At 72.1% G+C, this 24,176-nt stretch carries 20 protein-coding genes; 16 read left to right on the top strand and 4 right to left on the bottom strand.

The window, feature by feature from the left end; translation table 11 throughout:
- Positions 1–71: 71 nt before the first annotated feature.
- On the top strand, positions 72–749 hold the full coding sequence (locus ABGB01_RS22935; RefSeq protein WP_347775583.1) for an ABC transporter ATP-binding protein: 678 nt from the start codon (positions 72–74) through the stop codon (positions 747–749).
- Complete coding sequence (locus tag ABGB01_RS22930; RefSeq protein ID WP_347775582.1) at positions 746–2,674, top strand: ABC transporter permease; 1,929 nt, start codon at positions 746–748, stop codon at positions 2,672–2,674. The genes ABGB01_RS22935 and ABGB01_RS22930 overlap by 4 nt, the downstream gene beginning before the upstream one ends.
- A 21-nt stretch (positions 2,675–2,695) precedes the next feature.
- Here ABGB01_RS22930 and ABGB01_RS22925 read toward each other — a convergent pair whose 3' ends face one another.
- The gene (locus ABGB01_RS22925) at positions 2,696–3,697 is read right to left on the bottom strand and encodes an LLM class F420-dependent oxidoreductase (RefSeq protein ID WP_347775581.1); all 1,002 of its coding nucleotides are present in this window, start codon (positions 3,695–3,697) and stop codon (positions 2,696–2,698) included.
- Between the two features lie 80 nt (positions 3,698–3,777).
- Here ABGB01_RS22925 and ABGB01_RS22920 point away from each other — a divergent pair, with 80 nt between their 5' ends.
- Positions 3,778–5,205 (top strand): sulfatase, encoded by a 1,428-nt coding sequence (locus ABGB01_RS22920; RefSeq protein ID WP_347775580.1) that lies wholly within the window; start codon positions 3,778–3,780, stop codon positions 5,203–5,205.
- Here the strand turns inward: ABGB01_RS22920 and ABGB01_RS22915 are convergent.
- Entirely contained in the window at positions 5,199–5,876 is a 678-nt protein-coding gene (locus ABGB01_RS22915) for an FCD domain-containing protein (RefSeq protein WP_347775579.1), read from the bottom strand. The two genes, ABGB01_RS22920 and ABGB01_RS22915, sit on opposite strands and share 7 nt — an antisense overlap.
- A gap of 110 nt (positions 5,877–5,986) precedes the next feature.
- On the opposite strand from ABGB01_RS22915, the gene ABGB01_RS22910 reads away from it, so the two are divergent.
- Genes ABGB01_RS22910 through ABGB01_RS22900 form a run of 3 tightly spaced genes read left to right on the top strand, consistent with a single transcriptional unit; the run spans position 5,987 to position 8,659 of the window.
- Complete coding sequence (locus ABGB01_RS22910; RefSeq protein ID WP_132506954.1) at positions 5,987–6,718, top strand: (Fe-S)-binding protein; 732 nt, start codon at positions 5,987–5,989, stop codon at positions 6,716–6,718.
- The gene (locus ABGB01_RS22905; RefSeq protein ID WP_347775578.1) at positions 6,715–8,115 is read left to right on the top strand and encodes a lactate utilization protein B; all 1,401 of its coding nucleotides are present in this window, start codon (positions 6,715–6,717) and stop codon (positions 8,113–8,115) included. The genes ABGB01_RS22910 and ABGB01_RS22905 overlap by 4 nt, the downstream gene beginning before the upstream one ends.
- Positions 8,102–8,659, top strand: coding sequence for an LUD domain-containing protein (locus ABGB01_RS22900; protein WP_347775577.1), 558 nt, complete (start codon positions 8,102–8,104; stop codon positions 8,657–8,659). The genes ABGB01_RS22905 and ABGB01_RS22900 overlap by 14 nt, the downstream gene beginning before the upstream one ends.
- Here the strand turns inward: ABGB01_RS22900 and ABGB01_RS22895 are convergent.
- Positions 8,649–9,668: a Vms1/Ankzf1 family peptidyl-tRNA hydrolase gene (locus ABGB01_RS22895; protein WP_347775576.1), complete on the bottom strand. Its 1,020-nt coding sequence runs from the start codon at positions 9,666–9,668 to the stop codon at positions 8,649–8,651. The two genes, ABGB01_RS22900 and ABGB01_RS22895, sit on opposite strands and share 11 nt — an antisense overlap.
- 1 nt (position 9,669) lies before the next feature.
- On the bottom strand, positions 9,670–10,074 hold the full coding sequence (locus ABGB01_RS22890; RefSeq protein ID WP_347775575.1) for a DUF2795 domain-containing protein: 405 nt from the start codon (positions 10,072–10,074) through the stop codon (positions 9,670–9,672).
- A 77-nt stretch (positions 10,075–10,151) separates the two neighbouring features.
- Here ABGB01_RS22890 and ABGB01_RS22885 point away from each other — a divergent pair, with 77 nt between their 5' ends.
- The 10 genes from ABGB01_RS22885 to ABGB01_RS22840 all read left to right on the top strand — a co-directional run bounded on the left by ABGB01_RS22885 (position 10,152) and on the right by ABGB01_RS22840 (position 24,147).
- Positions 10,152–11,231, top strand: a complete 1,080-nt coding sequence (locus tag ABGB01_RS22885) for a GNAT family N-acetyltransferase (protein WP_347775574.1) — start codon at positions 10,152–10,154, stop codon at positions 11,229–11,231.
- An 81-nt stretch (positions 11,232–11,312) separates the two neighbouring features.
- Complete coding sequence (gene cbiE / locus ABGB01_RS22880; protein WP_347775573.1) at positions 11,313–12,488, top strand: precorrin-6y C5,15-methyltransferase (decarboxylating) subunit CbiE; 1,176 nt, start codon at positions 11,313–11,315, stop codon at positions 12,486–12,488.
- A gap of 70 nt (positions 12,489–12,558) precedes the next feature.
- Complete coding sequence (locus tag ABGB01_RS22875; protein ID WP_347775572.1) at positions 12,559–13,404, top strand: sirohydrochlorin chelatase; 846 nt, start codon at positions 12,559–12,561, stop codon at positions 13,402–13,404.
- 97 nt (positions 13,405–13,501) lie between these two features.
- The gene (gene cobT, locus ABGB01_RS22870; protein ID WP_347775571.1) at positions 13,502–14,590 is read left to right on the top strand and encodes a nicotinate-nucleotide--dimethylbenzimidazole phosphoribosyltransferase; all 1,089 of its coding nucleotides are present in this window, start codon (positions 13,502–13,504) and stop codon (positions 14,588–14,590) included.
- Between the two features lie 17 nt (positions 14,591–14,607).
- Positions 14,608–15,621 carry an agmatinase gene (gene speB / locus ABGB01_RS22865; RefSeq protein ID WP_347775570.1) on the top strand — a complete coding sequence of 338 codons (1,014 nt, stop codon included), beginning with the start codon at positions 14,608–14,610 and terminating at the stop codon, positions 15,619–15,621.
- A gap of 81 nt (positions 15,622–15,702) precedes the next feature.
- Positions 15,703–16,935 (top strand): uroporphyrinogen-III C-methyltransferase, encoded by a 1,233-nt coding sequence (gene cobA, locus ABGB01_RS22860; RefSeq protein WP_347775569.1) that lies wholly within the window; start codon positions 15,703–15,705, stop codon positions 16,933–16,935.
- Positions 16,936–16,997: 62 nt separating this feature from the next.
- Complete coding sequence (locus ABGB01_RS22855; protein WP_347775568.1) at positions 16,998–19,922, top strand: hypothetical protein; 2,925 nt, start codon at positions 16,998–17,000, stop codon at positions 19,920–19,922.
- A complete protein-coding gene (locus ABGB01_RS22850) occupies positions 19,919–21,544 on the top strand; it encodes a GTP-binding protein (RefSeq protein WP_347775567.1) in 1,626 nt (541 codons plus the stop codon). The genes ABGB01_RS22855 and ABGB01_RS22850 overlap by 4 nt, the downstream gene beginning before the upstream one ends.
- A 137-nt stretch (positions 21,545–21,681) precedes the next feature.
- On the top strand, positions 21,682–22,338 hold the full coding sequence (locus tag ABGB01_RS22845; RefSeq protein ID WP_347775566.1) for a single-stranded DNA-binding protein: 657 nt from the start codon (positions 21,682–21,684) through the stop codon (positions 22,336–22,338).
- 609 nt (positions 22,339–22,947) lie between these two features.
- Entirely contained in the window at positions 22,948–24,147 is a 1,200-nt protein-coding gene (locus tag ABGB01_RS22840; protein ID WP_347775565.1) for a GGDEF domain-containing protein, read from the top strand.
- Positions 24,148–24,176 lie beyond the last annotated feature (29 nt).

The raw sequence follows: 24,176 nt of genomic DNA, 5'->3' as shown, positions 1-24,176 counted from the left end.
CCGTTCGGCCGATGCGGTCCTGGCCGCCCGGCCGATCCGCCGCACCCCCGGCCGGCCCGAGGCTGGACGCCATGAACGACGTACTTGTTGGACGAGCCCTGGCCAAGAGGTTCGGGCAGACGGTCGCCCTGGGCGGCGTGGACATCACGGTACGAGCCGGCGAAGCCGTGGCGATCATGGGCCCGAGCGGGTCCGGCAAGTCGACGCTCCTGCACTGCCTGGCCGGGATCATGAAACCGGACTCGGGGGAGGTGCACCTGCTCGGCCAGCGCATCGACGCCATGTCCGAGCGCCGGCGCAGCGCCCTGCGCCGCACCCGCTTCGGCTTCGTCTTCCAGTTCGGCCAGCTCCTGCCGGAACTGCCCGCCGAGGAGAACGTGGCGCTCCCGCTCATGCTGGACGGGGTGCCGCGAGCGCAGGCCGTGCGCCGGGCGCGCGAGTGGTTCGGGCCGCTCGGCCTGCGGTCCATGGAGACCAGGCGGCCCGGCGAGCTGTCCGGCGGCCAGGCGCAGCGGGTGGCCATCGCCAGGGCGCTGGTGAGCAGGCCGGCCGTGGTGTTCGCCGACGAGCCCACGGGCGCGCTCGACCAGCGGACCGGCCACGACACGATGCGGCTGCTCGCGGAGGCGACCAAGCACAACGACGCCTCCCTGATCGTCGTCACCCACGACCCGGACGTGGCCGCGTGGTGCGACCGCACGGTCGAGGTGCGCGACGGCCTGATCCTGCCGAACGGGGTGCGCGCGTGAACCTCGGCCTGACCTGGCGGCTGCTGAAGGGCGGCGGCAAGGGGATGCTCGGCACCTGGCTCACTCTGGGCGCCGTCGCCGTGTCCACGGCGCTGCTGCTGTTCGCCGTGGCCGCGAACTTCGCCTTCGAGGCCAGGGGCGAGCGCGGCGCCTGGCGCAACCCGGTCCCCGCGACGTCCGGCGCGGTGGCCGTCCAGGCGTCCCGTTTCGACTACGTACGCGACCAGGCGATCACCGTCGTCGACCTGGGCGCGCTCGGCCGGGCGTCCGCGCCTCCCGGCATGCCGCGCTTCCCCGCCCCTGGCGAGGTGTGGCTCTCACCCGCGCTGGCCGAGCTGGCCGCGCGGCTGCCCGCGGCCGAGCTCGCCGGCCGGTACCCCGATCCCGCCGGCCTGCTCGGCGACGAGGCGCTGATCCATTCGGACGAGCTCGTCGCCGTCGTCGGCCACGAGCCTGACGCCCCCGCGCTGACCGCTGCCCGCAGTGCCGACTGGGTCATCGCCAAGCCGCCGGTCAAGGTGGCCGACGTGGCGGGCACGCCGAGCGAGGACTCGGAGGCGTACCGGGTGCTCGCGCTCATCGCGAGCGTGCTCATGGTGGTGCCGCTGCTGGTCTTCGGCGGCGCCGCGGCCAGGCTCACCGTGGCCAGGCGTGACCAGCGGCTGGCCGCGCTGCGCCTGGTCGGCGCGACGCCGGGGCAGGTCGTCGCCATGACCGTGGCGGAGGCGATGATCGTCGCGCTGGCCGGCGCCCTCGTGGGGACGGTCGCGTTCGCCCTGGCCGTGCCGTTGCTGGCGGGCATCGAGATGCAGGGCGGCCCGTGGTTCGCCGCGGACCTGTTCCCCGGCCCGCTGGTCTGGGCCGCGGTGCTGGTCGCGGTGCCGCTGCTGGTGGGGCTCTCCGCGGTGATCGGGCTGCGGCGCGTCGTGGTGAGCCCGCTCGGCGTGGCCAGGCGGGAGACCCCGCCCGCCATGCGGTTCGTACGGGTGCTCGCCCTGCTGGCGGCGCTGGCCGTGTTCCCCATGCTGAGCCGGGACTCCAGCGTCGCGATCGTCGCCGCGGCGCTCGGCCTGGCGTTCCTCTGCGTCAACCTGGCCGGCCCCTGGGTCGTCGGCATGATCGGCAGGATCACGGCCGCGAGCGCGCGCGGGCCCGCCCGGCTGCTGGCCGGCCGGCGGCTGGTGGACGACCCGCGCTCGGCCTGGCGCACGGTGAGCGGCGTGGCGCTGACCGGGTTCGTGGCGGGCTTCCTCGGCCTGCTCAGCCCGGGAGCGTTCGAGGACGGGGCGGGTCCGCCCCAGCTCCGGGTCACCGCGCCCGCCGGGCAGGCGGCGAGGGTGACCGAGCAGGCCCGCGAGCGGCTGGTGACGGCCAAGGTGCCGGCCACCGTGAAGGCGTCGGACGGCGTCGTGGTCGCGGCTCTGGGCAGCACCGCCGACGCGGCGACCGTCGATCGGGCGCGCACCGCGCTCGCCGGGCTCGTCCCGGGCCGCACCCCCACGACGAAGGACGACGACCAGCGGTTCGGCGCGCAGATCCTGGCCGACGTCCGCGTCGGCACGGTCGTCGTGCTGTCGGTGTCGTTCCTCGTGGCCATCGCCAGCGCCGGCATCACGGCCGCGTCGGCGATCCTGGACCGGCGGCAGACGTACGGGCTGCTGCGCCTGGCGGGCACGCCGCTGGAGGTGCTCGACAGGGCCCGCCGCGCCGAGACGCTCATCCCGCTGGCGGTGATGGGCGGCGGCGCGATTCTGGTGGGGGTGTTCTGCGCGACGCCGTTCATGGGGGGCGGGATCAGCACGGTGGGCGCGGTCACGCTGCTCGCCTGCGTCGCGGTCGGCTTCGCCGGCGTGATCGGGGCGGGGGCGCTGAGCCGGCCGCTGCTGCGGTCGGTCACCACCGACCCGGCGCCGCGCCCCGACTGACCGGCGCGCCCGTAGGGCGGGTCAGTCCAGCACGAGGTCGCGCACCAGCTTCAGCGAGGGCTCGTCGCGCGGGCCCATGACCAGCAGGCTCGTGACGGGGCTGGCGCGCCAGAGCTCCAGGCGTTCCTTGATCCGGCCGGGTGGGCCGACGAGCGAGATGCCGTCGGCCAGCTCGTCCGGGATCGCCCGGAACGCCTCGTCCTTCTTCCCGGCGAGGTAGAGCGACTGGATGTGCTCGGCGGCCTCGGCGTATCCCATCCTGCCGATGATGTCGGCGTGGAAGTTGCGCTGCTTCGCCCCCATGCCGCCGATGTAGAGGGTCAGCATCATCTTCACGCCGTCGAGCGCGGAGCGGACGTCGTCGGAGATCACCACCATCACCATGGCCGCCACGTCGAAGCCCTCGGGGGCGCCCGCCAGCGAAGCGCCGTACATCTCCTCGATCTTGGAGGGGAACGCGAACAGCGGCAGCCAGCCCTGGGCGACCTCGGCGGCCAGGGCCACGTTCTTCGGGCCCTCCGCCCCCAGGTAGACGGGGATGTCGGGGCGGAGCGGATGGGTGATGAGCTTGAGCGGCTTGCCCAGCCCGCCCGCGAGCGGCAGCGGGTAGTGCGGGCCGTCGCTGGTGACCGGCTCCTCGCGGCGCCAGACCCTGCGCATGATCTCGACGTACTCGCGGGTCCTGGCCAGCGGCTTCGCGAACGGCTGGCCGTACCAGCCCTCCACGACCTGCGGGCCCGACGCGCCCACGCCGAGCAGCAGCCGGCCGCCGGTGAGGTGGTCGAGGGTCATCGCCGTCATCGCCGTCGTGACGGGCGGCCTGGCCGAGATCTGGGCGATCGAGGTGCCCAGCCTGATGCGGCTGGTGCGAGCGCCGTACCAGGCCAGCGGGGTGAAGACGTCGCTGCCGTACGCCTCCGCGGTCCACACCGAGTCGTAACCGAGCCGCTCGGCGGCGAGCACCGACTCCGTCGCGTCGTCGGCGCCGCGCTGCCAGTAACCGAGATTCAGGCCGAGCTTCATGATCCACCTCCGGAGATAGATTCCATTCACTCCGGGGAGCTTCTCCGTGTCAATGGACATCTCAGGGGAAGTGGAAGCCTGTGCTGAAGGCCCTGTCACGACTCGTCTGCCTGCTGCTTCTCCTGCCGGCGGGCGGGATCGCGACGGCCGAGGGCGGCTCCCGGCCGAACATCGTGTTCGTGCTGGCCGACGACCTCGACACCGGAACGCTCGGCTATTTCCCGAACATCACCCGGCATCTCGTCCACCGGGGCGCCTCGTTCGAGCGGTATTTCGCGACCAATCCCTGGTGCTGCCCGTCGAGGGCGTCGACGCTGCGCTCGCAGTACGTCCACAGCCATCGCGTATGGACCAACACCGCACCGGAAGGCGGGTTCGACCGCTTCCATTGGCAAGGTCTGGAACGTTCCACCGTGGGGACCTGGATGAAGCAGGCCGGCTACCGCACCGCCCTCATGGGTAAATATCTCAACCACTATCCCGGCGCCACGGCCCAGGAGACGTACGTGCCGCCCGGCTGGGACGAGTGGGCCGTGCCGGTGCGCGAGCTCTACCAGGAGTACGGCTACCGGCTCAACGAGAACGGCCGCGTGGCCGACTACGGCTGGTCGGAGAACGACTACCTGACCGACGTGCTGTCCCGCAAGGCCCGCCACTTCGTCACGAAGTCGAAGCAGCCGTTCTTCCTCTACCTGGCGCCCATCCCGCCGCACAACCCGGCCAACCCCGCGCCCCGGCACGCCGGCGCCTTTCCCACCGCCAAGGCGCCGCGGACCCCGTCGTTCGACCAGAAGGACGTCAGCCGCGAGCCGCTGTGGGTGCGCGAGCTGCCGAGGATCGGGCCGGCCGGCGAGGAGCGGATCGACGAGCGGTTCCGCGCCAGGCTGCGGGCCATGCTCGGCGTGGACGACCTCGTCGGCTCGCTGGTGAAGACCCTGCGCGAGTCGGGCAAGCTCGACGACACCTACCTCTTCTTCGCCTCCGACAACGGCTTCCACCTGGGCACTCACCGGCTCAAGCGAGGCAAGACCACCCCGTTCGAAGAGGCGGTCAGGGTGCCGCTCGTCGTCCGCGGCCCCGGCGTGGCCGCGGGCTCCAGGGTCTCCTCGCTGACCTCCGTGGTGGACCTGCCGGCGACGTTCGCCGCGCTGGGCGGGGCCCCGCTGCCGCCGTTCGCCGAGGGGCGCTCGCTGGTGCCGCTGCTCGAAGGCCGGCCGCCGGCGCAGTGGCGCAGGAACGTGCTCGTCGAGTTCGCCAGGCCGGCCGACAGGGCGTCGGCCCGGCAGACCCCGGTGCCGGGCTATCGGGCGTTGCGCACGGAGCAGTACACCTATGTCCGGTACGACACGGGGGAGCGGCAGCTCTATGACCTGCACGAGGATCCGTACCAGCTGGACAATCTCGCGGGGAGCGCCGATCCCGCGCTGGTGGCCGGTCTGGAGCGGCGGCTGCAGGCGATGACGGCCTGCTCGGGCGCCACCTGCCGGCAGGCGGACATGGCTCAGTGATCGAACAACGACGGATACGCGTGCGCCAGGTGCTCCGAGACCGCCCTGGCGGCCTCGTCCGCGTCGCCGGCCTCGATGGCCCGCAGGATGCGTACGTGGCCCGCGCGCAGGATCGCGGTGTCCCCTAGGTGTTCGACCGCTTCGACCGCGTACCTCCGCATCGAGTCGCGTAGCGAGCGCATGATGGCCGCGATGAGCCGGTTGCCGGACGCGTCCGCGATCGCGCAGTGGAAGGCGGTGTCGTGCTCCACGAACTCCTCCGCCGTTCTCGCCCCGTCCATCCCGGAAACCGCGGCGGCCAGGGCGGCCGTGCCGGCCCCTGCCGAGGCCGCGTGGGAGGCTGCCCACTGCTCGATCATGTGCCGGGCGTCGATGACCTCGCGCAGCTCCAGGCCCGCCATGCCGAGGTGCAGCCGGAGCAGGTCGGTCAGCGCCGTGTCGGGGCGGGAGGTCAGCACCGCGCCCGCGTCGGGGCCCCGCCCCACCTGCGAGGACACCACGCCGAGAGACTCCAGAACGCGCATGGCCTCGCGTACGGACGACCGGCTGACGCCGAGCTGCTCGGCCAGCTGGCGTTCGGCGGGCAGCCGGTCGCCGGCGGTGAGGCCGTCCTCCGCGATGCGCCGCTCGATCTGGGCGAGCACGTCCTCGAACGTTCGCGTCCGCTTCACGGGACGCCAGCCGCCGTCGTCCAACGGAACCTCCCCATGGTGGCCGGAAAGAGTGTGGTTCGATATGGTCTGACCATACTGTGGTCGGACCATACCTCAGAGGGAGAGTTGTGCGAGTCGCCCTGTTCATCACATGCGTGAACGACACGCTCTTCCCTGGCACGGGCAAGGCCGTCGTGTCGCTCCTGCGCAGGCTCGGCTGCGACGTGGACTTCCCCGCCGCCCAGACCTGCTGCGGGCAGATGCACGTCAACACCGGCTACCGGGAGGAGGGCGTGCGGCTCGCGCGGCACTTCACCGAGGTCTTCGCCGGATATGACGCGGTCGTGGCGCCGTCGGGATCGTGCGCGGCCATGGTCCGCGAGCAGTACCCGAAGCTGGCCCGGCCGGGCAGCAGGGGAGCGGCGGCGATCGCCGAGGTCGCGCCGAAGGTGTACGAGCTGTCGGAGTTCCTGGTCGACGTCCTGAAGAAAGACGATGTAGGCGCATATTTCCCGCACCGGGTGACATATCACCCGACGTGCCACTCGCTCCGCGGCCTCCGCCTGGGTGACCGGCCGGCCAGGCTGCTGCGGAACGTCCGCGGGCTCGAGCTCGTGCCGCTGCCCGGCGCGGAGGAGTGCTGCGGCTTCGGCGGCACGTTCGCCGTCAAGAACCCGGCCGTCTCCGCCGCGATGGGCGCCGACAAGACCCGCAACATCCTGGACACGGGGGCCGAGGTGATCTGCGCGGCGGACAACTCGTGCCTGATGCACATAGGCGGCACCCTGAGCCGCCAGAGGACCGGGGTCAGGACGATGCACCTGGCCGAGATCCTCGCATCGACGGAGGAGGCCCAATGAGTGCGACGTTCCTCGGCATGCCCGGAAATTTCCCGAAAAACGCCTCGCAGGCCGTACAGAACTCCCAGCTCCGCTACAACCTCCGCAAAGCCACCCACACCATTCGCGGCAAGCGCGCCGGCGTCGTCGCCGAACTGCCCGACTGGCAGGAGCTGCGCGCGGCCGGCAAGGCCATCAAGGATCACACGCTCCGCAACCTCGACCGCTACCTCGTCATGATGGAGGAGGCGGTGACCAGGGCGGGCGGCACCGTCCACTGGGCCAGGGACGCCGCCGAGGCCAACCGCATCGTCACCGGCCTGGTGCGGGCCACGGGCGAGCGCGAGGTCGTCAAGGTCAAGTCGATGGCCACCCAGGAGATCGGGCTCAACGAGGCGCTGGCCGAGCAGGGCATCGCGGCGTACGAGACCGACCTCGCCGAGCTGATCGTCCAGCTCGGCGACGACTTCCCCAGCCACATCCTGGTCCCCGCGATCCACCGCAACCGGTCGGAGATCCGGGAGATCTTCCTCGACAAGATGCCCGAGGTCCCGGAGAACCTCACCGACGACCCACCCGCGCTGACCGAGGCGGCCCGGCTTCACCTGCGTGAACGCTTCCTCAGAAGCAAGGTCGCCATCTCCGGCGCGAACTTCATGGTGGCCGAGACCGGCACTCTCGTCGTGCTGGAGTCGGAGGGCAACGGCCGCATGTGCCTGACCCTCCCCGAGACGCTCATCAGCGTGGTGGGGATCGAGAAGCTCCTCCCCTCCTGGCGAGATCTCGAGGTGTTCCTCCAGCTCCTGCCGAGAAGCTCCACAGGCGAGCGGATGAATCCCTACACGAGCATGTGGACGGGCGCCGTCGAAGGCCAGGACTTCCACCTGGTCCTGCTCGACAACGGCCGCACCGACGTGCTCGCCGACGAGGTGGGCCGCCAGGCGCTGCGCTGCATCCGCTGCTCGGCCTGCCTGAACGTCTGCCCGGTCTACGAGCGCGCGGGCGGCCACGCCTACGGCTCGGTCTATCCCGGCCCGATCGGCGCGATCCTCACCCCGCAGCTCAGGGGCATGTCGTCCGAGCTCGACGCGTCGCTGCCGTTCGCCTCCAGCCTCTGCGGGGCCTGCTACGACGTCTGCCCGGTCGCCATCGACATCCCGGAGGTCCTGGTGGACCTGCGCTCCAAGGCCCCTCACGCGGCCGCCGAGCGGGCGGGCATGAAGGTCGCCGGCTGGATACTCAACGACCACGTACGGCTCGCCAGGGCCCAGCGCGCGGCCACCCGCCTGCGCGGGCTGCTGCCGAAACGGCTGCCGGGGCCGGCGTCGGCGTGGACGGACACCCGGGATCTCCCCGAGATCCCGGCCGAGTCCTTCAGGGACTGGTGGGAGCGAGGAGGGCCGGATGAGCGCGCGTGACGAGATCCTCGCCAGGATCGGCCGGGCCGTGGCGGGCGCGGAGGACGTCCAGATCCCGCGCGGCTACCGCACGACCCAGCGGGTGGACGATCTCGTGGGGCTGTTCGCCGAGCGCGTCGACGACTACCGCGCGATCGTGCACGTCATCCCCGAAGGGGATGTGCCCGGCAGGATCGACGAGCTCGCCGGCGACCGGCGGATGATCGTCCCCGACGGCTTCGACCGCGCGGGCGGCTGGACCGACCTCGGCACGGCCGACGGCGTGGTCACCGGGTGCGCCGTGGCCATCGCGGAGACGGGCACGATCGTCCTCGACCACGGCCCCGGGCAGGGAACGAGAGCGCAGACGCTCATCCCCGACTACCACCTGTGCGTGGTGCGGGCCGGCCAGATCGTGGCCGGCGTGCCGGAGGCCGTCGCCCGGCTCGACCCGTCGCGCCCGCTCACCTGGATCAGCGGCCCCTCGGCCACCAGCGACATCGAGCTCAACCGGGTCGAAGGCGTGCACGGCCCCAGAACGCTCGAAGTGATCATCAGTACCTGAGCACGGCCGCCACGTCGGCGACCGCGTCGGTGAACCACAGCTCCGCGTCCGTCATCGCGGTGGCCCTGACCAGCGCGGAGTCGGAGCGCTCCCGTACGGGCTCGGGCACGCCCCAGCGCCGCAGCTCGTCCGGGTCGGTGGCGAGCTGGGTGCCGCCCTCGCCGATCCAGACCGGCTTCGGCAGCTCGCCGGGCGTGAGCACGGCCTGCACCCGGCCCTCGCGCAGGGCGTGCGCGACCCTCGCCATCCCGGTCGGCCCGTCCGTCTCCTGGTGACGTTCCAGCAGTTCGGCCCGCTTGCGGTCGAGCCAGCCGTCCAGCGCCCGCTCCACGTCCTCCTCGAACTGGCCGTGGTTGGAGCGGCTGCCGTGCTCGACCATCAGCACCCTGTCGGCGGTCTTGGTGCCGAGGTGCTGCAGCAGGTACGAGCGCGACTTGGCCTCGCCCGCCACCAGGATCAGCTCGGGACCGATGCGGCGCGCCTGCTCGTCGACCTCCTGCGCGACGGCCACGGCGTTCTTCTCCCAGGTCTCGTCCACCGCCCGCTCATAGCGCTTCTGCGACCAGCCGCCCTGAGAGGTCTTCTGCAGCGGCCACGAGGCCGCCTCCACGACGGTCCTGCGCGGCGACCCGGCGCCGAACACCGTCACCTCCGCCCCCGCGTGGTCCACGATCACCCGGATGTGCGGCACGTTCTCGCCACGCCGCGCCAGCATGGGCGTGACGCACGGCAGCGGCGACCACAGAGCCGTCAGGGGAGGCGGCTCCGCCAAGGGCTCGGCCAGCACCACGTCTCCGTGGGCGGCGAACAGCGCCCGGCCCGGCGTGGCCAGGCGTGCCTCCTCCTCCAGGGCGTCCAGGGTGGCCTTGCGGCTCTCGCCGTTCATCTCCAGCCGGTCGCGCAGGCTGCGCCACTGGGCCTTGCGCTCGGGGATGGTGAACGCGCCCAGGTAGACCGAGGCGTACGGGCCTTTCCGCTCGTACAGCGGGCGGATGAGGTCGAGCCGCACGTCACCACCTCCGCTTTTCCACGCCGAGCCCGAGCGCCTCCGCCACCTCCGCCACATTCGTGAAGCGGCGCTCCGGAAGGGAGTCCACCATGTCGGCCACCTGGTCCGGCGCGTCCACACGTGCGACGTGCCGCGCCAGGTCCTGCCTCGACGCGGGCCAGTGCGCGTCGCTCAGCCACTTGGCAAGATCGCTGCGGACGTCGACCCCCCGTTGCGTGATGCCCTCCGGGGTGCCGGGCTCGTGTCCTGGCGGGTACGACTGCGACTCCTCGCCGGGTGCGGGCATGGCCTCGGGCTCCTTCCACTCCTCGGCGTGCGTCGTGCCACCGCCGCGGATCATGCCCTCGGTCTCGTGCTTCTGCTCTTCGTCCAGCCGGGGACCGTGCTTGTCGCTCCCACGTTCCATGGTTCTCTCACTCCTCTCAACTGCGCCCCTACCCCTGCTTTCGTGGGCAAACATCGCGAGTGTGTACCCTGCCGAGGGTGTTCGATCCCGACGTGAGCATCGCCACGGAACGGCTGACGCTGCGGCCGTTCGGCCTCCAGGACGCCGCGCGGATCCGTGCCATCGTCAAGTCGCACTCCCGGTTCCTGCCGCCGGGCGCGCCCGACAGGGCCTCCGGCGTCCCCGCCTGGCTGGCCAGGGGCGTGCACGAGCTGCGCCGCTCGGGGCAGGGCATCCACCTGGCGATGATCGACGCCGAGGGCCTCGTCGTGGGCGCCATCAGCCTGTTCAAGACCTCGTGGAGCGCCGGCACGACCGAGGTCGGCTACGGGGTCCACCCGCTCTACCGCGGTCGTGGCCTCGCCACGGAGGCCGTACGCGCGCTGGTGGCCTGGACCTTCGAGGCCACCGCACTGCGCAGGATCGACCTGACCGCCGACATCGACAACATCGCCTCGCTCCGCGTGGCCCAGAAAACGGGCTTCACCTGGGAAGGCGTGCTGCGTGCCGCGGTGCTGGACGACGACGGCCCGCACGACCTCGTCATGTTCGGCCTGCTGCGCGAAGACCGCCGCATCCCCTCCGACACCCTGCCCAGGACGGAGCTGCGCACGGAACGGCTGCTGCTCAGGCCGCCCGCCACCGGCGACGTCCCCGACCTGGCCGTCACGGCCGCCGACCCGGTCACCCAGGCCAGGACGGGCGTGCCGCGCGGCTACACCGAAGAGCACGCGCGGGAGTTCATCGACTTCTGCGAGCGCACCCGGATCAGGGGCGCGGGCATCGCCTGGACCGCGGTGGAGCAGGAGACCGGCCGCTACGCCGCGACCGTGGACCTCAGAGACGTCGACTGGTCCCACCGGACCGCGGAGATCGGCTACATGACCGCCCCCCGGGCGCGGGGCCTGGGGTACGCGGGCGAGGCCGTGCTCGCGATCGCGCGCTGGCTGTTCGAGCAGCACGGCTTCAACCGGCTCCAGCTGCGCGTGGCCGTGCCGAACACCGCCTCCCAGCGCGTGGCGGAGAAGGCCGGCTTCGTCCGCGAGGGCGTCGCCCGCGCCTCGCTCGGCGGCGACGACCTGGTGGTCTACAGCCTCATCCCGTCCGACCTGGCCTGAATGCACACCGCACTTTCCCTTCCACCCTTTGTGAAACCACCCGGTAGCCGTCACCCTTGAGATGAGGGACGGTGAGGCGTGATGATCACGGTGGTCGGCTGGGACGGATCGGAGCTCTCCCCCAGGGCGGCGGAGAAACTGCGCGAGGCCCGGCTCGTCATAGGACCCGACGCCATCCTGGGGCAGCTCAAGCTCTCCGCGCCGGCCGTGTCCGACGGCTCGCTGCTGGAGACCCTCGACGACCATCTCGAACACGGCGAAGGGCCCGTGGTCGTGCTTGCGGAGGGCGATCCCGGCTTCTTCGGCGTCGTACGCACCCTGCGGGCCCACGGCGCCAAGCCGGCCGTGTTGCCGGCGATGTCGCTGGTCACCCGGGCCTTCGCCTGCGCCGGGCTCAACTGGGAGGACGCGCTCGTCGTCGCCCCGTCCGGGCCTGCCGAGCTCGGCCGCGTCGTCAACGCCTGCCGCGCCCACCCGAAGGTGGCGCTGCTCGTGGCCCCCGGCGTCGGTCCCGGCGAGGTCGCCAGGGAACTGGCGCCCACCACGCCGCGCGCGCTCCTGGTGTGCGAGAACCTCGGCGGGCCCGACGAGCGCGTCACCCACAGCCGCATGGGGGAGGCCACGACCCGGCCGTGGAAGGACCCCGACGTGGTGCTCGTCGTCGACCCGCTCCACCAGCCCAAGGAGCCGAGCTGGGTCGCGGGGGCGCGGCCCGGGCCGGCCGAGTGGGCGCTGCCGTTCGAGGGCGCGCTGCCCGCGCAGGCCAGGGCGTACATCCTGGCCAAGCTCGGCCCCCGCCTCGGCGACCTGGTCTGGGACGTGGGCGCGGGCGCCGGCGAGATCGCCGTCGAGTGCGCCAGGCTGGGCGCGGCCGTCGTGGCCGTCGAACGCGACGAGGAGTCGTGCGCCAGGCTGCGCGCCAACGTGCTCGAACACGGCGTCAAAGTGGCCCTGACCAGGGGACAGGCGCCGCCGGCGCTGGAGCCGCTACCCGATCCCGACGCCGTCTACGTGGGCGGCGGCGGCCCCGACGTCATCGTCGCCTGCGCCGCCCGGGGCCCCCGCTCGCTCGTGTGCGTGGTCAGGAAGTTCGAGCAGGTGCCCGCCGTGCTCGGCCGCCTGCGCGAGCAGGGCTACCGCGGCGAGGGCACCCAGATCCTGGCCTCGACGCTCACCCACGATCCCGACGGATCGCACCACCTGACCGCCGCCGAGCCGGTTTTCGTCGTGCACGCGACACCCGCGCACACAACGTGACCTGTTCCCTACCGCTGTGCATCGGTTATCCTCGCGTGACTTTGTCTAGCGCACCGGAGAATCCCTCACAATGAAGCCGCCGCTCCTGCTGATCGGGCAGGGCTCACAGGATGACGCCTACGCCGCGGAGTTCGGCAGGTTCGTACACCGGCTCCGCTGCCGCCTCGACCAGACGGGCGCCGACGTCTCGGGCGGCTACCTCGAGCGCGCCACGCCCAGGCTGAGCGACTCCGTCGCCTCGCTGGTCGCCAGGGGGCACCACCGGCTCGTGGCGCTGCCGCTGAGCCTCAGCAGGGTGAGCGACGACTTCTCCGCCGCGATGGCCCGTGAGCAGCAGCGCCACCCCACGCTGATGTACGACCCCGGCCGTCCCCTCGGCCCCGACCCCCGCGTGCTCGCGCTGCTGGCCGAGCGGCTCAACGACGCCGCCACCGAGATCTCCAGGCCGCGCGCGCTCGAACTGGCGGGCGCCAGGCCGAGGCTGCGGGCCGTCGACTCGCTGCCCGCCGAGGAGTACCACGCGCACGTCGAGCCGGGTGACACCGCTGTCGTCCTGGTCGGTGAGGGCTCGACCGACGCGGCCGCCAACGCCGAGATCCACCGGGTCTCGCGGCTGTTCTGGGAGACGCACGCCTACGACTTCATGACGGTCGAGACCGCGTTCGTGTCCGTCACCCCGCCCGGGGTGCCCGGCGGGCTCGAGCGCTGCCGCCGTCTGGGGGCCAAGCGGGTGATCGTGGTGCCCTACCTGCTGTTCGCCGGCGGCCTGCTGGAGCGCGTGTGGGCGCAGGCGCTGGCGTACGGTGCGGGGCACCCCGATCTCGACATCCGCTGCGCCGAGGTGATCGGCGACTGTGAGATTCTGGCGGACGTCGTGATCGACCGATACGAGGAAGCACTCCAGCTCGTCCCGTGACCCGCCGGTCCACGGCCCTTTGACCTAGGTTCACCCCTCCAGCTCGTCCCCGCTCCCGGAGGTCCACTCCAGCTCGTCTTTTGACCCGGAGGTTGCCGTGCTCGCAGAGACGCTCGCCGCGATCCGCCCCGCCGACCAGCGGGCACTCGCCGAGGCCCGCGCCCACCAGGACCGCCTCACCAAGCCCCGCGGCTCGCTCGGCGAGCTGGAGGACGTCGCGATCCGGCTCGCCGGCGCGGCGGGCGCCTGCCCGCCGCCCATGCCCGCACCCGCGGCGCTGGCCATCTTCGCCGCCGACCACGGCGTGCACGCCCGCGGCGTCTCCCCGTGGCCGCAGGAGGTCACGGTGCAGATGGTCGCCAACTTTCTCTCCGGAGGCGCGGTCGCCAACGCCTTCGCCGCCCAGGCGGGTGTGCCGGTGACGGTGGTCGACGTCGGGGTCGCGGCCGACCTGCCCGACGCGCCCGACCTCGTCAAGCGCAAGATCGCGTACGGCACCGCGGACCTGTCCCGAGGGCCCGCGATGACCGTCGACCAGGCCGTCAGGGCGCTGGAGGCCGGCATCGTCGTGGCCAGGAGCCTGGTGGCCGAGGGTGCGCGCTGCCTGATCGCCGGCGACATGGGCATCGCCAACACCACGGCCTCGGCGGCCCTCGTCTCCGTCTTCACCGGCAAGGACCCTGCCGAGGTGACCGGCAGGGGCACCGGGATCGACGACGGGACCCACGAGCGCAAGGTCGCCATCGTCCGCGAGGCGCTGCACGTCAACGGCCTGTCGCACGAGGAGCCCCAGCCCGCCGCAGGCTCGTCGCCCAGCGAGGCGCTGCGGGCCCTCGCCGCCGTCGGCGGGTTCGAGCACGCCGCCATCGCGGGCTTCATCCTGTACGGCGCGGCGGCCCGCGTGCCGGTGATCCTCGACGGCGTGATCGCGGGCGCGGGGGCCCTCGTGGCGGCCGCGCTCGATCCCGCCGCCACCGACCACTGCGTCGCCGGGCACCGCTCCGCCGAGCCAGGCCACGCCGCCACGCTCGACCACCTCCGCCTGCGCCCCCTGATAGACCTGGAAATGCGGCTCGGCGAGGGCACCGGCGCGCTGCTCGCGCATCCCATGATCTGCGCGGCCGTGCGGATGATGCACGACGTGGCCACGTTCGACGCGGCAGGGGTGACCGAGAAGCCCGTGTGACACCTGGAGGTGTGAGCTTGTCCCGCTACGGCCCCATGTACGGCCCCGACATCACGTTTCTCGGCGTCGACCGCTGCGACGTGGCCGATCCGGCGAGCTACGAAGGCGCCGACGTGGTCATCGTCGGCGCCCCGTTCGACGGGGGCACCTCCAACCGCCCCGGCGCCAGGTTCGGGCCGATGGCGCTGCGCCAGGCCTGCTATCTGCCGCACGACGGCTCCAGGCCCAGCCTGGCGCTGCGCGTCGACGCCCTGCGCGACCTGCGGGTGCTGGACGCGGGCGACGTCGAGTGTTACTCGGGCGACGTGGAGGGTTCGCTGGCCGCGATCGAGGAGGCGGTGCACCGCGTCGCCGCCTCGGGCGCCGTCCCGTTGGTGCTCGGCGGTGACCACACGGTCGCGCTGCCCGACGCCAGGGGCACCGCCAGGGCGTACGCGCCCGGCCGTACGTCGATGATCCACTTCGACGCGCACGCCGACACGGGGAACATCTCGTTCGGCCACCTGTACGGCCACGGCCAGCCGATGCGGCGCCTCATCGAGTCCGGCGCCATCAGGGGCGACAGGTTCCTGCAGCTCGGGCTGCGCGGCTACTGGCCGGAGCCGGAGACGCTGGACTGGATGGCCGCCCGGAGCATGCGTTCGTACGAGATGACCGAGATCGTCGCCCGAGGGCTCGAAGAATGCCTCACGGAGTCGTTCCAGATCGCGCTCGACGGCTGCGACCAGGTCTTCCTGTCCGTCGACATCGACGTGTGCGACCCGGGTCACGCGCCCGGCACCGGCACGCCCGAGCCCGGCGGGCTGACGGCCAGGCAGCTCCTCGACGCGGTCCGCAGGATCTGTTACGAGCTGCCCGTGGCGGGGATGGAGGTGGTGGAGGTGGCGCCCCCGTACGACCACGCCGACATCACCGCCTACCTCGGTAACCGGGTTATCCTTGAGGCCTTGTCAGCGATGGCCAGACGCCGCAAGGACGATCAGGGCGGGCCGCGCTGGGATCCCCGTCAGCCGCTCCTTGACGGTCGTTAGCCCGCGCGCAGCACTTCGACGCAGAGACAGCCGGTAGGTTTTACCTCCTAACACAACCTTCGCGAATGGGAGATTCCCCCCATGGGTCCCTACCTCCTCGGCCTGCGGCTTTCCGGCCGCCGGGTCCTCGTGGTGGGCGGCGGGCGCGTCGCGCAGCGGCGGGTCCCCGCGCTGCTGGAGGCCGGCGCGGAGGTCACGGTCGTGTCGCCGGGCGTGACCCCGGCTCTCGACGACCTCATCGCCACGGGCAGGATCACCTGGCACGCCCGGCCCTACGAAGTCGGCGACTGCGACGGAGCCTGGCTCGTGCAGGCCTGCACCGACGACAGAGCGGTCAACACGGCGGTCGCCGCCGAGGCCGAGGCCAAGCGCGTGTGGTGCGTGCGGGCCGACGACAAGGACTCCTCCGCCGCCTGGACCCCGGCGACGGGCCGCGTCGACGAGATCAGCGTGGCCGTCACCGCGGGCGGCGATCCGCGCAGGGCCGCCGGCATCAGAGACGCCGTCGTCGGCGCGCTGCGCGACGGCACGGTCGACGCCCGGCGCAACCGCACCAAACCCGTCGGCGTCGCCCTGGTCGGCGGCGGGCCCGGCGACCCCGGCCTGATCACCGTGCGCGGCCGCCAATTGCTCGCGCAGGCCGACGTGGTGGTGGCCGACCGGCTCGCGCCCCGCGCCCTGCTCGACGAGCTCGCCCCCGACGTCGAGCTGATCGACGCGGCCAAGGTCCCCTACGGCAGGGCGTTGTCCCAGGAGACGATCAGCGAGATGCTGGTCGACCGCGCCCGGCAGGGCAAGTTCGTGGTCCGGCTCAAGGGCGGCGACCCGTTCGTGTTCGGGCGCGGCGGCGAGGAGATGATCGCCTGCGCCCACGCGGGCATCCCCGTGCTGGTGGTGCCGGGCATCACGAGCGCCGTCGCGGTCCCCGCCGCGGCCGGCGTGCCGGTCACGCATCGAGGCGTCAGCCAGGAGTTCCACGTGATCTCCGTGCACGTGGCGCCCGACGATCCCAGGTCCACCGTCGACTGGCCCGCGATGGCCCGTTCGCAGGGCACTCTGGTGCTGCTGATGGCCGTCGAGCGGCTCGCGAAAGTGGCCGAGGCACTCGTTCGAGACGGACGTGCCCCGGAGACTCCCGTAATGGTGGTGCAGGACGGTACCCTTCCGACCCAGCGGGCGGTCACCGCTTCGCTTTCCACCGTGGCCGACCGCGTGTCCGCGGCTGGGATCCGCCCGCCGGCGATCGTCGTCGTCGGTGACGTCGTGAGGGTCGGCCAGGAGGTCGAGATGGTTCGAGCGGAGCGCTTGCCGTGAACACGGCCATGGATGACGGGCGGCAAGAGTCACCCGGGGAGCAGACGATGAGCTTCCACCCGGTGACTGACGATGACCTCGACGAGGTCCGGGACGACAGCGCCCCGGAGAGAGCGCGAGAGGAGCCGGAGGCGGTGGACGGACGCGCACGTGAGCCGTCGGCCTCGCAGAAGCCTGCGGCGGCCGAGAATCCCTCCATCGCGCTCGAGCCCGCCGAGGAGCCGTCAGGGCGGCAGTCCCTGTTCGAGAAGCCGGCCGCGCTGCGCGCCCCTTCGGCTCCCGACGACTCCGGCGCCGCCGAACGCCCCTCCCTCTTCGTCAAGCCCGCCTCTCTCGGCGGCCCGGGCCCGCGCAAGACCCCCCATGACGGCCCTTCCAGCCGCGGACCTGCCGCCCGTGAGGAGCAGCCCGCGGACGAGGGGCCTCCGGCCGTCGGCGGCCTGTTCACGCGCAAGCCCGCCGCCCGACCCGGGCCCGGCGCCGGTTCCGGCTCTCAGCCGGGTTACGGGCAGGGAGCCCGTTCCGCGCCTGACGACGGCTCCGTGCCCTCTGACCCTTCCGCGCCTGACGCCGATCCCGGGCTCGAGGCCGGTGCCGAGCCTGGAGCCGGATCCGAATCCGCGGCGCAGGACGAGCCACCCGCGCGCCCCAGCCTCTTCGCGCGCAGGCCTGCCGTCCGGGGCAGACCGGGAGTCAGGGGCACACCCCCCGCACGCGCTGCCGCCGGTGACACGGAGGCGGAGGGGCCGGGCGGCGAAGGCCCGGGCCCGTCGAAGCGCGCGGTCACCACGGAACGTGCCACCAGAGAGTCACTCACCGAGGCGGCAGCCCGAGACGAAGCGGCAGCACAAGCCCGCGATGGGGAATCTCCCGGCGGGCAGCCCGCCGACGACCCCGTCGGGCTGCAACGCGCCGACGCGAAGTCCGCCGGCGGGAGGCTCGGCGACGAGGAGCGCGTCAGCGGGAAGCCCGACAACGACGAGCCCGCTGGCCAGGAGTCTGTGCACGAGGAGCCCGTCGGGGGGCAGCCTGCTGACGAAGAGCTCGCCGGCGAGCAGACCGCCGGCGAGTCGCCGGCCGACGAGCCGGAGCCTCAGGCCGGCGACTCTTCCAGGAAGGCGAAGCGCCCGGCAACGACCGACGACCCCGCGAAGCCCGGTGCCTCAGTGGCGGGTGACGAGCCAGCAGCGGTCGACGATCCGGAGCCGACCGCTGAGGCGGCGATGATCGGTGACGCGGGGTCGCGCGGGTCAGGCGAGTCCGACGCCGCCGGTGACGACGAGGCCGTCGGTGAGATCGAGCAGGCCGGTGCTCAGGAAGCGGGCGGGCAGGCGGCCGGTGAGGAGTTGCCGGCGGAGGCGGCCGAGGCGCTCACGAACGCGCTCGACACGCTCCGCGAGAGCGTCGCCGACCTGCACTTCGGGCTCGATCTGCCAGGCGTGGAGGAGGCCAGGCAGGCACAGGCCGATCTGCTGGCCCAGCTCGAGGGCTACGTGCTGCCCCGGGTCAAGACCAGCGCCGCCCCGGCGCTCATCGTGGTCGCGGGTTCGACCGGCGCCGGCAAGTCCACCCTGGTCAACACGCTCGCCGAGAAGACCGTCTCGCGCACCGGCGTACGCCGCCCGACCACCGGCACCCCCGTCCTGGCCTGCCACCCGGACGACCGCGCGTGGTTCGCGGAGGGCGAGTTGCTCGGCGGTCTGCAGCGTCTCGACGCGCCCACGCCCGACGCCGGGCCGGGCAGCCTGGTCGTCGTCTCGACCGAGAAGCTCCCTCAGGGCGTCGCGCTGCTCGACACCCCCGACATCGACTCGGTCGTGGAGGAGCACCACGACATCGCGCACCGCATGCTCGACGCCGCCGACCTGTGGATCTTCGTGACCACGGCGGCCCGCTACGCCGACGCCCCGGCCTGGAATCTCCTGCGCCTGGCCAAGGAGCGGGGCGCCCGGCTCGCCATCGTGCTGTCGCGCGTGCAGCCTCGGTCCGCCGACGTCGTGCTCAAGCACTTCGTCCGCATGCTCACCGAATACGGCATGGGCGACATCGACAGGTTCGTCATCAACGAGGCGAAGGTGGCGGACGGCAGGTTGCCCGACAGCGAGGTCACCGAGCTGCGGCTGTGGCTGGCCGAGCTCTCCGTCGACGAGGATCGCCGGACGCAGGCCGTACACGAGACGCTCAACGGCGTGCTGGACAGCTTCCGCACCCGCGTACCCGCGCTGGCCAAGCATCTGGAGGGACAGGTCGCGTTCAGGACCGAGCTGCGCAGCGACGTGGAGGCGGCCTTCCGCGGCGCGTTGACGGAGATCGACAAGGCGTACAAGAACGGCTCGCTGCTGCACGGCGAGGTGCTGGCACGATGGCAGGACTTCGCCGGTTCAGGCGACCTCATGCGCTCGCTGCAGCTGCGCGGGCGCGGAAAGGCGGCCAAGCAGGCGCCCGAGCGCGTGCTGGCGTTCAAGGCGGCGATCCGCACGGGCCTCGAGTCGGTGATCGTCGCCGCCGCCCACCGGGCCTCCGAGGAGGTGGTGGCGCGATGGCGGCACCGTTCTGAGCTGGGCGCCAAGATCTCGGAGGGCCTCGACAGCCCCTCTGACAACCTCATCCGCCACACGGGCCGTGCCATCGCCTCCTGGCAGGATCACCTGGGCGAGCTCGTACGCACGGAGGGTGTGGCCAAGCGGTCGGTGTCGAAGCTGGTCTCGTTCGACCCCGACTCGCTCGCCCTGATCTTCATGGTCGCGATGTTCAGCGGGAGCAACGGCGAGGGCGTGCCGCATCGGCTGGTCAACGCCCTGCTCGGTGCCGAGTCCCTGCGCGGCATCGGCGCGAAGGCGCTCAGCGACCTGCGCACCAGGATCAGCATGCTGTTCGACGAGGAAGCCATGCGTTACGTGAAAGCGCTCGACTCCGCGGGCATCCCCGACGAGTCCGTCGCAACCCGCCTCTACCAGGCAACGTACAACCTCGAGGTCGCTCGATGACCACCACCACGACCACCAGGCCGGGGCTTGCTCCGCGGTTGACCGCGCTCACCAAGGTGGTGGAGCTGGGCCCGGGGCGGCTGGACAAGAAGCTGCTCGACGAGGCGAGCGGGGTGCTCCTTCGGGCCGGAGACCGGCTCAAGCTGTCGTCCGAGCACACCGTCGTCGCCCTCGCGGGCGGCACGGGCAGCGGCAAGTCGTCGTTGTTCAACGCGATCTCCGGGCTTGAGCTTTCGCCCACCGGCGTACGCCGGCCGACCACCGCCCGCACCCACGCCTGCGTGTGGGGGCTGGAGGGTGCCGGGCCGCTGCTCGACTGGCTGCAGATCCAGTGGCGGCACCGCTTCTCCCGCGCCAGTGCCCTCGACAAGGGCGACAGCCAACTGCACGGGCTCATCCTGCTCGACCTGCCCGACCACGACTCCATCAGGGCGCTCACCGACACCGAGGCCGACCGGCTCATCGGGCTGGCCGACCTCGTGGTGTGGGTGCTCGACCCGCAGAAATACGCCGACGCCTCCACACACCGGCGCTACGTCACAGACCTGGCGGGACACGACGCGGTCACCGTGTTCGCGCTCAACCAGGCCGACCGGCTCACCACCGAAGAGCTGGCCGAGCTGGTCATCGACCTCAACGACCTGCTGCGCCGCGAAGGCGTCGACCACCCCAGCGTCGTTCCCACCTCGGCGGTCACCGGGCGGGGCGTCGAAAGCCTCAAGAGCGTCATAGCGACCGCAGTCTCCCGGCGGCGCGCCGCCATCCAGAAGCTCGAGGCCGACCTGCACCGCCTGGAGCAGCGCCTCGGCGAGGCCATGCCGCTCGGCGAGGCGCTCTCCGCGCCGTCGTCGGTCGACGAGGCCCGCCGGATGGGGCTGACCGACGCGCTCTGCGACGCCGTGGGCGTGCCCGCCGTGGGTGAGGCCATGGAAAACGTGTACGCGGAGCGGTCCGGCCAGTGGGTCGGGTGGCCGTACCCTCGGTGGTTCGCGAAGCTGCGCCCCGATCCGCTGAAGGCCCTGCGCCTGGAGGACGTGAGCGCGGAGATCCGCGGCATCACGACCGGTTCCGTGAGCGCCCAGTCCGCCGAGGTCGCCAACGCCGTGCAGGCGCTCGCCGACGGGCTCTCCGCCGGGATGCATCCGGTGTGGCGCTCCGCGGTGCACCAGGCCGCCAGGTCGCGCTCCGGCCAGCTCCCGCAGGCGCTGACCGAGGACCTCACGGAGGTGGCGCCGCAGCTCGACCGGATACCCGGCTGGTGGCGCGCGCTCAAGGTGTGGCAGTACACCCTGGTGGGGGTGTTCGTGGCCGGGGTGGTCTGGCTGGTGGCCGGGCTGCTCATGCCGGGACAGCTGCCTCCGCAGCTGGAACTGCTCGGCGAGGGCGCGGCGCTCCCCTGGGTGGGGCTGATGATGGCCTCGGTGCTGGGGCTGGGAGCGCTGTCGGGCATCGCCGCCCGCAACTTCGTCGAGCTGGGCGCGTCCCGGGAGCGCGAGCGGCTGGAGCGGGAGATGAGGCGCAGGGTGGCCGCCGTGTCCGCGACGATGGTGGTGGAGCCGGTCGAGCGGGAGCTGGGCCGCCATCACTCCTTCTTCACCGCGCTGCGGGACTTGTCGGTCTGACCCTCCGTCCACAGGCTCTCCCGCCGCCCTTCCCCCTGTCCACAGAACCGCGTTCCGTACGCCGCCGCCACGCCTCCCCACGGCACGCTGGGCCCCAGATCGCGGGCACCCGGCCCGCCACATGGGGAGGCATAGGGATGAATGACATCTACGTCACGCTGACCGGAAACGTCGCAGCAGAGCCGAGGCAATACAGCTTCGACGAAGGCACCAAGGTCACCTCGTTGCGGGTGCTCACATCACACCGCTACTTCGACAGGAAGACGGGCCAGTGGACAGACGGTGAGAAGGTCTGCTTCACGGTTCGCTGCTGGCGTGCCCTGGGAGACAACGTCGCAGCCTCCATCCGCGCCGGCCAGCCCGTGGTGGTGTCGGGCAAGCTGCGCATCCGCGAGTTCGGCGCGGAGGGCGACCGGCGCTTCATGCCCGAGATCGAGGCCAGCGCGGTCGGACACGACCTGCGCTGGGGCACCGGCGTCTTCGCCAAGCCGGAGCGCGGTGGCGGGCTCGGCTCGATGAGCAAGGAGATGCGCGAGCGCCTGGACGAGGAGACCAGCGACTGGGCCATGGGCTCGCGCCCCTTCCGGCCTCTGTCCCGCCCCGAGCCCACCCCGGAAACCGACACCACCGGCGCCGTCACTCCGTCCAAGGGCGACACCACCGGAGTTTCCGCTCAGTCGAAGGGCGGCACGGTTCGCATCCTCGGGGCCGAAGCCGACCGGTCCGCCACCGGAGACGAGCGCTCTGACGACGAGGAGCACCAGGTGAAGCTGGAGGAACGCGCGGCTGCCTAGGCCCGCGCGCAGGGGGCATCGACGCCGCCCGATGCCCCCTGCCCAGCACACCCGGCACCGCCGCGCCCAGGGGCTGAGCGTTGCCCGTGGGCGGCTCGGAGGGGGTCTTCGAGGGGTGTGCACCGATGGTGGGCCCGGAAAGGCGGGGGTGCGGGGTGTCGCCGGGAGACCGGTCGGGCGGTTTCCGCATGCCACGGGGACGGCAGGGAGGAGATGGATCACACGCTGGGAGAGCAGGCAGGGGTGGCTTGAGCGGAGGGGGAGGGGGCACCGGCGTGGCCCGAACTGGCACCCCGAGGGCGGCCGATGGAGTGTAGCTCTGATCAGGTGGTCAAGGCACCTGATAGGTCCAGGTCACGCCCCGCACCATGGCTGCTCCTTTCCAGCACGGCTCCACAACACCGCCCGCTCATGGACTGAGCGGGAGTTGGGTCCATATCAACGTATCGGTTCCCATCGCGCAACGCACACTCCGCAATTATTGTGTTACACATCGTTAGTTAGGGAGGAGATGCGATGGCGGCGACTGGTCACGCCTCGATCAAGTCTCATGACGGTGTGTCAACACTCGCTGGTCGATGGCCGTTGCTTGGGCAACGCCGCCCGCTTGTGATCTATCTGTGCGCGATCGTCGGTCTCGATCTCATCGCGATGGTGGTGCTCGGGGCGTCCACCTCGTTGCGGTGGCGGGATCTGCTGATGTTCTGCGCCCTCATGGGGTGCGGCGCGGTGTGCATCGAGGCGACCAGACGTCTCGGCATGCCCGCCGGAGTCGCGCGAGACCTGCTGTCCGCCTGGTGGCTGCCCGTGGCGCTGCTGCTGCCGCCGGTCTACGCCCTCTTCTCGCCCATCGTGCTGCAGATCCTGCTGCAGGTGCGCGTGAAGGCGACGGTGCTCTATCGGCGGGTGTTCAGCTCGGCCGCCATCGGCCTGGCAGGGTGTGTGGCCTCCCTGGCTTTCCACCATGTCGTCGACGACCCGTGGGCTCTGTCGCAGGGCGACGGCGGGCCGATCTTCTACGCGGTGGCGGCGGCCGCGCTCTTCTCGCTGCTCAACATCTCCCTGATCGCGATCGCCGCGCACACCGCCGACCCCGAGACACCCTGGCGCGAGGTGTTGTGGAACAAGGAGAGCCTGCTGCTCGACATCGTCGAGCTCTGCCTGGGCGTCACGGTGTCGATCGGCTGCGGCGTCAACCTGGTGCTGCTGCTCCTCGCGCTGCCGCCGGTGGTGCTGCTGCAGCGCAGCCTCCTGCACGCCCAGCTCCAGGCCGCCGCCCGCACCGACGCCAAGACCGGTCTGCTCAACGCGGCCGCCTGGCAGCGCGAGGCCGACACCGAGATCGTCCGGGCGCGCCGCACCGGCGACACCCTGGCGCTTCTGATCATCGACATCGACCATTTCAAGCGTGTCAACGACGCCCATGGCCACCTGGTGGGCGATCAGGTGCTGGTGGGGCTGGCGGCCACGCTCCGCAGCCAGCTGCGCGACTACGACGTGGTGGGCCGGTTCGGCGGTGAGGAGTTCGTCGTGCTCCTGCCCGGAGCCGACGTCCACGAGGCGCGCCGGGTCGCCGAGCGCCTGCGCACTCGCATCGCCCAGATGGCTGTTCCCGCCGACGACGCCCTGATCAGAGTCACCATCTCGGTCGGCGTCGCGTTGATGAGCGTGCACGGCGACGAGCTGATCGAGCTGCTGGCCGCCGCAGACCTGGCCCTCTACCGAGCCAAGGAGCTCGGCCGTGACCGCGTCTGCGTCCCCGTCGTCCAGCCGCCCCCACGACCGCTCCCCGACGACCCCGCCCCGTGATCGCCGTTCCGGGCCGGTTGGTGGTGTGC

Origin of the sequence: Nonomuraea sp. B5E05 (assembly GCF_039880665.1) — a bacterium.
In the GTDB taxonomy this organism is placed as follows: domain Bacteria; phylum Actinomycetota; class Actinomycetes; order Streptosporangiales; family Streptosporangiaceae; genus Nonomuraea.
This window is presented reverse-complemented; position numbering and strand designations above follow the sequence as displayed.